This is a genomic window from uncultured Hymenobacter sp., assembly GCF_964242765.1.
Lineage (GTDB): Bacteria > Bacteroidota > Bacteroidia > Cytophagales > Hymenobacteraceae > Hymenobacter.
In genome coordinates this window covers 113,434-125,454 of the sequence record NZ_CAXTBM010000011.1, presented here as the reverse complement: position 1 = coordinate 125,454, position 12,021 = coordinate 113,434, and the positions used below count along the sequence as shown (strand labels likewise).

Genomic DNA, 12,021 nt, shown 5'->3' with positions numbered 1-12,021 from the left:
CGCGGGCACCAAGCGCACCTACAAGGGCTGGGTCCAGATCACCCGTTAACCTGCTCCTAAATTCATGCGTAAGCTTGCTTAAGAAGTCAGCATAATCCGACTAACAACGCCTTGTCACTTCGACTGTGATAAGGCGTTTTTGTTACTGCTACTTGTTACCATGGAATAGCTTGAAAAGCTGACTAAGAGTAAGGTCACCAACCGTACTATTCAAGCAAATTTTGCAGCAAAGCAAATGACAAGAAAGTATATTTTAATTAACTCATTATAGTAGTACAGGAAAGCATTATTTATGCTCTATAAGTATTTATACAAATCTACTTCGAAGCTATACGTAAATACAGACAACCGTGTTATTGATATTCATGTAGAATTTTATTATTTATAAAAACTTCTTATTGCTTGATGATTATTAAATAAACTATTTAGGTATTAGCTTTAATTAAAGCCCTAAATGTTGAGCTGCATTAAATCGCTTTACATCATCCAATCTTGCATATCTTTCAATCATAGCATCTGTTTTTTGTTTTGTTTGATTTTTGATTGCCTTATTTGATTGTCCTGCTTCAACCGCTATAGTTACGAAGGAAGCTCGCAAAGAATGCGCCGTATAGGTTGGGCCTAGATGCCGCTGCACCAAATCGTTTACACTTTGATCTGTTAATCTGCTTGTGCCCGGTTGCGCGGGTTTATTCTTGTTGCCGCGGTTCATTCGGGTGAATAACGGCCCCGAAGTTCTTCCGAGGCATTCTATCCATTCTTGTACTGCACGCACCGGACAGAAATCCGCATTGGGAGAATAGAAAACGGCTTTATCTTCTTCCTGGCCGTACTGATTGGTTTTGCTGCGACGCAAATGAATTACCAACGCTTGCCGGGTAATTTCAACGTCCTCCACATTTATCGCCACCAACTCAGATCGGCGGAACGCTCCCGCAAAACCCAGTAACAATACTGCTCGATCTCGCAAACCAGTTGGTTTCGTTAACTCTATTGCCTGAATTGCCTGCTTCAGCTCCATGACCGTGAAGGCTGGCGCCTGGCGCTGCTGCTTGTCAATTACGCGCGCAATACCATCCAACACCATGTGTAACGGTTTGTGCCCGGTCGGCGACGGCTTGCCTGCTAGTTGGTGCAACTTGGCAATTGCCGCTACGTGCCGACGGATGGACGCTAGTTTCATTCCGCGGTCCGCCATTTGTGAGATATACCCGGCCACTGTTGTAACCTCGGTTGGCAAGTACGGTAGTTGGTGGTGCTCGCAGTAATCCTGAAAGCTGCGCAAATCCGCGGCGTACCCACGTTTGGTGTTCTCAGCCCCGTGCAAACCGGCCTCGACGTAGCGCGCCACCGAGGATGGCAGTTCCACGAAGGAATGGTTGCGGGTAGCTACGACCACTGACAGTTGCGTTGACTTTTTCATGCACCTATATAATAAGGAATAACATCAAGCTTAACTCAAAGTTAGCACAAATCAACTTACTACCGATAATCGTTAATTATCGGTAGTAAGTTTTATACCAGACGGATACTGCGTGTCCGGTCAGTGACTACTTAACTGGCTAGATGATGAACGCCTTTGTCGAACTGCAACCAAAACGAAAGAAAGTAACAACCGTTTTCACCTTGCCAACCCACGAAATCATGCGCCTTGATGGTTTACGTTGTTGCAAGAGAGTATCACTTGCTAGTTGAACTGAAGTTGCTCACATATAAAACAGAAGAAACAAACAAGCCATTGGCGCAGCCAGGAGTTATACAAACTTGGCCGTGCGGATCGCCAGGTCTTCATTGCGAATTCTGGCGGCAGTTCAATTGGATGGATTGCGTGGCCAACGCTTTGCAGACATAAAATTAAGCCCGTTAGTTATCGGCCTCGCAACCCAGCAGAATCTCGTTTCTGCTGGGTTGCGAGGCCGATAACTAACGGGCTCCTGACTAATTTATATACCTACTGGCCGCCGCTAACGGCTTTGGCTGCACTTTCGGGCCGTACCATAGGATACTTAATGCCCAACTGCTCCAGATAGGTTTTATACTTCGCCGGGTTGTAGTAATACTGCTTCATAGCGGGCCGAAATTCGGCCATAATGCCTTTGTTCAGCGTAACGGCTGGCTTGTCGGTAGCTGAAATCAGGGGGGTGTACTTGGTATTTTTGGTTTGTACCTCGTTGAAGTAAGTCCAGGCATCCTTCAAGATTTCGGGTTTCACCAGCATATCTAGTAGCGTCATGGCCTCGGCTTTGGCGCCGGCCGTTACGCCTTTGTGGGCAATCGGCGTAGCCATGGAAACGGCATTCGACCAGTGGTGGCCCGGCAAGCCGGGGATGTTGGCCGGGTAGCGCAGCACCACGGTTGGCACGTTCCAGGAAATATCGGCAATGTCGTCGGAGCCGCCCCCGATAGAGAATTCTTCGGGCTTGGTAAGCGTATCGAGCTTCATGGCAAGGCCATCAATTGGTTTGTTGCGGCGGTCAGTTTTCGGAGCCTTCATTTCCTTCTGGATAGCCCGGGCCAGCACTTGGTCGTCGGCGCTCCAAGTGGGCAGTCCCACCGCCCGGATGTTCTGGTACATAGCCTCGGCCACGGGCTTGTTCATATGGCCTGGCCAGGCGCTGCCCAGCACCTCGTGGGTCACGGTGGTGTTGGTCATGAGCGTGGCGCCCTGCGCCATTTTCTGCGCGTCTTCATACATCTGCATGATTTTGGGGTAAGTCCGGTCGCGGAAGTAGTACCAAACCGAGGCCTTCGACGGCACCACGTTGGGCTGGTCGCCGCCGTCGGGAATCACGTAGTGCGAGCGTTGCGTTACTTCCATGTGCTCCCGGTGGAAGTTCCAGGCAATATCCATCAGTTCCACAGCGTCCAGGGCGCTACGGCCGCGCCACGGGGCGCCCGCCGAGTGCGCAGCCTGCCCATCGAAGTTGAACTTCACGGAAACCATGCCGTTGCCCCCCGCGTCGCCGTACGACACGCCCAGGTTGTCGCCGACGTGGGTGAAAATACAGGCATCCACGTTTTTAAAGTAGCCGTCGCGCACAAAGTAGGCCTTAGAGCCGAGCTGTTCTTCGGCCACGCCCGGCCAGAGCATAAGCGTACCCGGAATCTTTTCTCGCTCCATAATTTTTTTGAGCGCCAGCACGGCCGTCACGTTCAGCGGCTGGCCGGAGTTGTGCCCTTCGCCATGGCCCGGCGCCCCCGCAATAATGGGGTCGTGGTAGGCCACACCCGGTTTTTGCGAGGCCTTCGGAATACAGTCGATGTCGCTGCCGATGGCAATTACGGGCTTGCCCGAACCCCACTTTGCCACCCAGGCCGTGGGAATACCGGCAATGCCCTGCTCAATGGTGAAGCCGTTTTTCTTAAGGATGCCGGTCAGGTAGCGCGAGGTTTCCGTTTCCTGAAATCCAAGCTCGCCGAAGCTAAACACCATGTCCACCATTTGCTGGGTGGCCTTCTGCTGCTTATCAATCTCGACGGCAAGCTCCTTTTTAAGCGCCTCCAGTTTAGCCGGCGACATAGTGGTTTGGGCAGCTGCGCGCTGTGGCAGCGCTAGCGCGCCCAGCAAACCAGCCGCGCTCAGCACGCGCCTAAAGAAAGTAAAGTTGGTTTTCATGGCTCTCGGGGTTTGGTGTTACCTGATAAGGGAAAACGGAAACTTGGATGAAAGAAGGTTATTGACCGTCATATTGGCGGAGCGGAAGCACTTAACCTGCATGGTTGCCAAGCTACTTGGCCTGCTTGATGTGGCGTCCGCTTGCCGAAGCATCTCGCTCGAATCGTTGCTATAGTAGATGAGTTTACCACCCTAGCGAGATGCTTCGACTGCGCCTGCGGCCACACGGATGCCAGATCAAGCAGGACACTGCCGCTGCAACATCAGCTCGTGAAAAACTTCAGCTGCCTTAGTACGCCACGTCATCATCCAGGAAATCCATGCCGGGCATGCCAATGGGGGCGCCGGGCGGCATATCCAGGCCAGGAATGGGCTGGAACTTGTTGGGGTCTTCGTTGAACTTGGAAATCTGCGCCAACCCAAAGGCCAGATTGGCTTTCTGCCGGCTTTCGGCCGAGGGCATCTTCGTGACCATCCATTGTTGCAGTTCCTGCACTTTCAGCAGGGCCTGCCCGCGGGCACTTTCCGACGCCCGGTTGTCGGCGGCCAGTTCCAGCAACGTTTTGAGCGTGACGTTGTTAACCATGGTTTGCAACTCACCTTTGTAGCCAGCCGGCAGTGGAGCTTTCCAAGTGGCCGTCAGCAACTTATCGACCACCGGCATAAAGCCGGGCTGCTGGCTGTCGCGGGCCTGGTATTCAATCAGGCGAGCCGCCCGCTCGGCATTTAGCAACGACGAGATAGTTTCGCTGGCGGCGGCTTCGGCGGCGGCAATCGGGTCGAAGGTAGGCCCGGTATGGCGGCTGAACAGCTCCGACATGTTGTTGTAGCCCGACGGGCGGGGCGGAATCTTTTGAATCAGCTTTTCGGGCAGCGCCAGCGCGTCCGGCGTGATGGTGGTCAGCAGCGCATCGAAGGCTTTCCACTGCTCGGCGGGCGCTACCATTTTGGTGGCCACTTGGCCGTCGCCTTTCACGGCCGGCGAGAAGTACAGGCCCCCCAACGATTTGGCCGTTGCTTCAATCTGGTAGCGGTGCAACAAATAAATGGGCACCAATACTTCCTCCAGCGTCGCCATGGGCGCCTGGTCAGGAATAGCTTTTTCCGAGAAGTTGTCGAGCACGTGCCGGCGCACGGTCATGAGCTTGGTGAGCTGGGTTACGGCGTTTTCCCCGTCGTCCCATTGGTGAGAAGTAGGGTGCGTGTAGCCGCCAATATCGGGGATGAATAAGTGGCCTTGCTTGAGAGTTTCCTGCATGATCTTTTCCAGGGCCTCGTCTTCGTTGGTGCCTTTCGGGAAGTCCTGATAGCCCCAGAGCACCGCCCGCTTGTCCCAACTGCCAATGCCTTTGGCGTAGGCATCGGATACGTCAATGGTGCCGTCGGCTTTCAAGGAGAAGCGCGGAAACGGGTAGTCCATCACCGAGCCCCGGCCGTTGGGGCTGGCGGCAAAGTTGTGGAAAAAGCCCAGGGTGTGCCCGATTTCGTGGGCCGACAACTGCCGGATGCGGGACAGGGCCAGTTGCTCCATCTTGTCGGTATTGGCTTTGCCGCTGCCGTAGGGCTGCAACAAGCCTTCGGCAATCAGGTAATCCTGCCGGTGCCGGTCCGAGCCCAACGTTACCACGCCCTTGATGATTTCGCCGGTGCGCGGGTCGATGTAGGACGAGCCGTAGGAAAAGGCGCGCGGGTTGCCGGCGCGGTCCACCCAGTTCACCACGTTGTAGCGAATGTCCATGGCATCGGCGCCGGCCGGCAGCTCTTTCACCTGGAAGGCATTTTTGTAGCCCGCCGCCTCAAACGCCTGGTTCCACCACGCCCCGCCCTCAATCAAAGCCTGCTTAATTTTCTCGGGCGCCCCCCGGTCCACGTAGTACACAATGGGCTCAACGGCTTCGCTAGTGGCCGCTTTGGGGTTCTTCTTCTCCAAGCGGTGCCGCCGCGAATAGCGCACCATTACGGGCTCGGTCATGGGGGCCGAAAAGTCGAGGTAGCTGAACAGGTTGAACCCGGAGCGCGGGTCGAATTTGCGCGGCTTGTAGTTGTTGTCGGGCAACTCTACCAATGACTGGTGCATGTTCACCGTCACAGCGTTGGGGTCGGGCGCAATTTCCGGCCCGCCGCCGAAGCCCCGCCCGCCGGCCGTAGCGCCGCCCGTGAACGTAACCAGCGCTTCAAACTCGGTGTTTTTGGGGAAGTTCTTGGTGCTTTCCAGAAACACGCCCGAGCGGGATTCATCGAAGCGGTACGGGGCGCTGGCGCCACCCGTTGCGGGGGCTGCCCCGCGCAAACCGGCAAAGCTTCGAGCCCCGAGTCGGTCGCCGATCTTCTGGCTGTCGCGCACGATAAAGGGTGTGAAGTCCACCAGCACTTTGCTGCCTTCGGAGGCGGCGGGCATAAAGCCCCAAACAACGGATTTGGCGAAGGCGCCGGCCACCGATTTTAACTCGTCGGTGTTGGTCGTGACGGCGCGGTAGTTGTAGTTGGGCGCCAGCAGCAGCACTTTGGGACCCATGCGCATAAATTTCACGATGGATGACGAAGCCTGGCCTTTCTCGGGGCCACCCGAGCCAACCCCCTCCGTAAGAGAGCTGAAGTAAAGAAACTCTTGATCGAACCGGTCTATTTCCAGGTAGACTTTGCCGGTTTTCTCTTCGTAATAAAAGGGAAAGTAGCCCTCGTACTTCTTCATTCCCTTGGTGAAGTCGGTAAGGGAAGCGGCGGGTTTGGCGGTGGGTTTGCTGGCTGCCGCAGCCGGATCGGCCGTCGGGTTTTGGGCGTTAGCCAGTGGGGAAATTGCCAGCAGCAAGGCAACTGGTAACTGCTTGGGTAGCTTCATTCGGGGGTGGTTGGGGTAGTTGAAAAAGGAAACCTAACGTGCCAGCATCCGGTGAAACAGCATCTACTGCTCCACCGGATGCTGGCAGCGTATCAGAGCAGCTTATTGGAAGAAATTTCAGCGTTTGGAATCGGGAAAATGTACTCGGGCTGTGCGGGTGAAATGGAAGGGGCCGAGCCTTTGGCCGGAATGGGTAACAGGTTGCGCAGCAAGTCGATGGACCGGAACCCCTCCCCTAGCAACTCGATGCGCCGCTCCACCAGAATCGTGTTTGCCAGGGCCGTCGGCGTAGCGGTGGCAGTAGCTGCGAAAGTGTAAGTAGGGTCGGCGCGCTGATGCACCGCGGTTAATATACGCGCCGACAAGGCCAAATCCGGCGTACTGCTTTTGGCTAGGGCTTCTGCGTAGTTCAGCAGCACCTCCGAGTAGCGGATAACGGGCACGTAGTCCAGGTACGGATTGGCCTTGCGGTATTTGGTTAGATACACCGTGGTGCCCGCGGTGCGGAGCATGGTCCGGCGCTCGTCCGTCGTGCGCCACTGGGCGTTGCCCAGGATGCCGGTCGGGTTCAGGTTGTACTCCTGGTTAACGGTGTATTCGTAGCCCAAGGAGCTTTGGCCGCTCACGTTGTCGAGTTCGGTCATGGGCATCGAGAAGACGCTCTCGGTGGTGGTGTAATCGGAGTTGAACACGGTGCTGATGCTGGCCTGCATCTGGTGCAACACGCCGGTACTGGCTCTGAAAGGCGCCGTGGCCGAGACTATCTTCTGCGCTTCCGTCACCACGTTGGCGTACTGCCCCATCGACAAATACACCCGGGTTTTGAGCGCAATGGCGGTGTTGCGGTGGGCCCGCGTGGTGTTGAGCAACGGCGAGGCGTAGGTGAGCGGCAAGCCGGCTTCGGCCTCGTTTAAGTCTTTCAGAATCTGAGCGTACACTTCCGCCACCGTGCTGCGCGCCATGTCGTTGTTGGCGGAAGTGGTTTGGCCTTGCAGCCGCAGCGGTACGCCGGGCGAGACACCCTGGTTTTTGACGTAGGGCTGCCCGTAGAAAGTAATCAAACTGAAATAGCTCAGGGCCCGCACAAATTTGGCTTCGGCCGTGTAGTTGGCCGCCACGGCATCCTCCACGGCGCCGGGGTGCGCCGCCAAGCCATCAATGAGCAGGTTAGCCGAATTGATGGCGGCATAGGCCGTGCTCCAGGTGGTGAGGGCGTCGTTGGAGCCCGAGTTGATGGTGTGGTTCCAGGCATCGTAGCCCGTGAATACGTTTTGGAGGCGGTTGATAAACTCCTCGCCCCGAATGTCACTGAGCATCAGGTAGCGCCCGCCGAAAAAGCTGCCGTTTTTCAGGCCGGCGTACATGCCGTTCACCTGGCCCAACACCCGGGTTGGGGTGGCGAAGAGCGCGGCATCCGGCAACGACGTATCCGGGGCCGGGTTCAGGAGTTCATTTTCATCGCACGCCGTGGCCCACAACGTGCACGAGAGCAAGAGTACGGAAGCTAGGCGGAGCGCCCCCGCTTTACGGGCGGCGGGTTGAATTGTCGTCTTCATCGATTTCGGGTTGATGTTTTGATAGCCAGCCACCTGCCATGAAAGCCGGGCAACAGTTAGTTGCGAGCTGGCTACTAGCTGCTTATGTCCAAATGTTCGCTTAGTAGTTATCCCAATAAGCCCTTGTCATTCCGCGACGAAGGAGGAATCTGAATAAAACTAGTAGATGGAATACTCAGATTCCTCTCGCCGCTTGCTGCGCGGAATGCTGGAATGACAAGAAGCCATTGGGGCGCTTAGAAGCCCACGTTCACGCCCAGCGTGAACGTGCGGCCCTGCGGGATAGAGTTTTTGTCTACACCGGGCGTCGTGTTGGTATTGCCGTTCGAGGAGATTTCCGGGTCGGTGCCGGTGTACTTGGTTAAGATAAAGGCATTGAACACCTGCGTGTAAACCCGGACCGAGCTCACCCCCGATTTGCCGAATAACTGCTTGGGCACCGTGTAGCCCAGCGCCGCCGACTGCAAGCGCAGGAAGTCCGCCTTCTCGACGTTTTCGGAAATCGGAAACGACGAACCATTGGAGAGCAAATCCCCAAACACGACCCGCGGAATATCCGTCACTTGCCCTTCCGTGGTCCAACGGTCGAGCACCTCGGTGGTGTTGTTCCAGAACCGCTGGTCGCGCCAGGTACCTTTGGTGCCGTTCATCACGTAGTTGCCACCCGAGTACGTGAAGTTGACCCCCAAATCAAAACTGCCGTATTTGAAAGTGTTGTTGAACCCGCCGTACCAGGTAGGCAGCGCGTTGCCCAGCAACTGGTAGTCGCTCACGCTGATGGCCGGGGCCGCCGTGCCGTCCAGGTAGGTCCAGCGACTTTGGCCCGATGCCACGGCGTGGCTGTACTGCACTCTTTCGCCGGCCCCGTTAATGAAAATCCGTTGGCCATTGGCAGGGTTTACGCCGTCGGTTTTGGCGCCGTACAGGCTGCCGACCGAATAACCCACGCGGGTGATGTTGGTGGTTTCGGCCGTGGCGCTGGTGGTGCCAACAATCTCGGTGCCTTCGCCAAACAAGGCCGTTACCTTGTTTTGATTGGTGGTGTAGTTGAGATTGGTGCTCCAAGTGAACTTGCCGGCATTAAGCACGTTGGCGTTGATGCCCACCTCAAAGCCCCGATTGTACATCGAGCCCACGTTCATGAGAATGGCGTTGCCGGGAATGCCTTTCGAGGGCGACTGGGGCACGTTCAGAATCAGCCCGTCCACGTTGTTGCGGTAGTAGGTCAGGTCGAGCCGGATGCGGTCATTAAACAAGCCTAAATCGGCGCCCACGTTGGTTTGCTTGCTGGTTTCCCAGCCCAAGTCGGGGTTGCCGCCCTGGCTGAAAGCCCAGGTAGGTACCGACCCGTAAAGCGCCGAGTTGTACAAGGACAGCGAGCCGTAGGTGTTCGACAAATTGCCGTTGCCGACCCGGCCCCAACTGGCCCGCAGCTTTACGTTGGTAAGCACCTCGGCCAGCGACGAATTCCGGTAGAACGCCTCATCAGCCAGCGACCAACCACCCGATACGCCCCCGAAATTGCCGTACTTCTTGCCCGCCCCCAGCGCCGAATTACCGTCGCGGCGGAAGTTGACGGTCAGGAAATACCGCTTGTCGAAATCGTAGGTGACCCGCGAGAACACCGAAGCAAAAGCGCGCTCGTTCAGGAAGTTATTGGCTGGCACAATGCTGCCGTAGCTACCCTGGAAGTCGTCGAAAAAAGTATCGGATAAAATGGAGCGGGTAGCCCCCCACGACGAGTTGTTGAACTTCTGCACGTCGTAGCCGGCCAGCAAGCTCACGCTGTGTCTGGTGGAGGGCAGCGGCAGCTGGTAAGTGAGCGTGTGCGTCAGGTTCCAGTTGTCGATCAACAGGCTGGCATTGGTGGCGTTACCGCTCGGAAAGCCGGGCCCGTGTACGCCACTCTGGAACGTGGAATTCTCGATTTTAAGCCGGTCGATGCCGTAGCTTAGGCGGTAGACCAGCCCTTTGAGCGGCGTGAAATCCGCCGAGAAATTGCTGATAATCCGGTCGTTTTCCGAGGTGTATTTGTTGAGGTCGAGCAGCGGTACCGGGTTGTAGAAATTGCTGGATACCGTGTTGTTGCCCATGCCCAACGTGTTGGCCGTGCTTAGGTTGTAGCTGCCATCGGGGTTGATAGCATATACGTTCGGGGCCGACAGCCAAGCCAAGCGGGCCGAACCGACGATGCCAAACGCATTGCCTTCCAGCGAACCGGTGTTGGGCGAAGCGTTCAGGCTGTTGTTGTAGTTGGCATTACCCGACAAGCTCAACCACGGTGTTAGCTTGTGGCTCAGATTGAAGCGCACTCCTTTGCGGGTGAATTCATTGGTTTTAAGTATTCCTTTCTGGTCGCTGTAATTGGTGGAGAAGTAGTACTTGGTGCTCTCCGAACCGCCCGAAACACTGAGGCTGTGGTTTTGCGAAAAGCCGGTTTGATACACTTGGTCGTACCAATTCGTGTTCACCAAAGAGCCGTCGTCGTTGTAGGTCGGGAAGAACGAGGCGGCCGGCACGCTGGCATTGTTGGCGTTGCCAGTCAGGATTTTGGAGTTAAGAACCGCCTCGTTTTTGATGAGCATGAACTGCTCGGCGTCGAGCATGGTGGGCAGGCGCACGGCCTCGGTCAGGCCGGCCCACCCCTCGTACGTCACGCGGGGCTTGCCCGCCTTGCCGCTCTTGGTCGTAACCAGAATCACGCCGGCCGCGGCCCGGGAGCCATAAATAGCCGTGGAAGCCGCATCCTTCAGCACGTCAATCGACTCGATATCGGCCGGGTTGATGTCGCCAAGCGGGTTGTTGGCTACCGTGGTGCTGCCCGACGCGTTGCCCGTATTAATCGGAATTCCGTCCACTACTACTAGCGGATACGAGCTAAGGGAAATCGAGTTAATACCCCTAATCCGAATAACTGGGGCGTTGTTGAGTACCCCGTTGGGTTGCCCAATGCTTACGCCCGTGGCCTTACCAGCTAGCCCTTGGTCGAAGCTTTGCACAGGCATATCCTTGACGGCATCACCCGATACCCGCGCCGCCGAACCCGTAAATTCCGCCTTGGTTTGGGTGCCGTAGCCCACTACCACCACTTCGTCGAGGGCCTTTGCATCGGCACCCATGGCCACGGTTACGTTGGAGCGCCCGGCCAGCGACACTTCCTGGGATTTATAGCCTAAAAATGAAAATACCAGTACGCTATTGGGCTCTCCTTCCAAGGTGAAGGTGCCATCCATGGCCGTGGCCCCGCCGCGGGTGGTGCCCTTGACAAGCACCGTGACGCCGGGCAGGGGCGAGCCGTTAGCTTCTGTGACTTTGCCAGTAATTTTTTGGCTTTGCGCGCTGGTTTCCATTGCGGAGAGCAGCGTCGGCAAGGCTAGTAAAAGTTTTTTCATGCTCGGGGTATGTTGGTGAGATCTTCACTTTCAAGCAACTCCAGGGCTGGCGCTAGAGCACAGGGCGATACAGGACAGCTTTTGCTGTCAGGATATAGTATTTTACAAGGGGTGGCTTAAACAAGCCGGGGCGGATGTACCGCAACTTCAAAACGGGCGAAACTGCTTTTAGGGCGTAGAGCGGCTCTTCGCACACTTTTTGTGCGCTAAACCAGCGAGGCAGTGGGAATACCTCAATCCAACAAGAGGGCAGAGCAGCCGGGAATCATCCCGGCAGGGCGTAAAAGCAATTGAGGTAGTGGGAGTACCTCACCAACAGCTCCGGTAGCGACCAATAGCTGCTTAACGCGCGGATCCTAGTGGTAACTAAGATAAGATCAACTAGTTCCTACATTTAACACTGTAGGAACATGATCTACAGCAATGGTAAAGAGCAATTGTTACTATTGCAAATTTTTCATAAATTTTATTTATTCTTTACAAACTCATCAACACAATATGAGTTACGCAGCAAATTTTGCAATTATAGAATTATTAGAGGCCGGAATTCGATTTATTTTGTGATTATTCTGCGAATCCCTGCAACTCAAGCAAGTTAGTTTCCGGCATATCACCACT

Annotated in this window: 5 protein-coding genes; all 5 read right to left on the bottom strand. The window is 55.7% G+C overall.

Annotated elements, in window-relative coordinates; all coding sequences use genetic code 11:
* Positions 1-442: 442 nt before the first annotated feature.
* The 5 genes from ACFE7X_RS06805 to ACFE7X_RS06785 all read right to left on the bottom strand — a co-directional run bounded on the left by ACFE7X_RS06805 (position 443) and on the right by ACFE7X_RS06785 (position 11,403).
* Positions 443-1,369, bottom strand: a complete 927-nt coding sequence (locus tag ACFE7X_RS06805) for a tyrosine-type recombinase/integrase (protein ID WP_375434918.1) — start codon at positions 1,367-1,369, stop codon at positions 443-445.
* Positions 1,370-1,951: 582 nt separating this feature from the next.
* Entirely contained in the window at positions 1,952-3,616 is a 1,665-nt protein-coding gene (locus ACFE7X_RS06800) for an amidohydrolase (RefSeq protein WP_375434917.1), read from the bottom strand.
* 289 nt (positions 3,617-3,905) lie between these two features.
* Complete coding sequence (locus tag ACFE7X_RS06795; protein ID WP_375434916.1) at positions 3,906-6,455, bottom strand: zinc-dependent metalloprotease; 2,550 nt, start codon at positions 6,453-6,455, stop codon at positions 3,906-3,908.
* Between the two features lie 92 nt (positions 6,456-6,547).
* A complete protein-coding gene (locus tag ACFE7X_RS06790) occupies positions 6,548-8,011 on the bottom strand; it encodes a RagB/SusD family nutrient uptake outer membrane protein (RefSeq protein WP_375434915.1) in 1,464 nt (487 codons plus the stop codon).
* 236 nt (positions 8,012-8,247) lie between these two features.
* On the bottom strand, positions 8,248-11,403 hold the full coding sequence (locus ACFE7X_RS06785; RefSeq protein WP_375434914.1) for a SusC/RagA family TonB-linked outer membrane protein: 3,156 nt from the start codon (positions 11,401-11,403) through the stop codon (positions 8,248-8,250).
* Positions 11,404-12,021 lie beyond the last annotated feature (618 nt).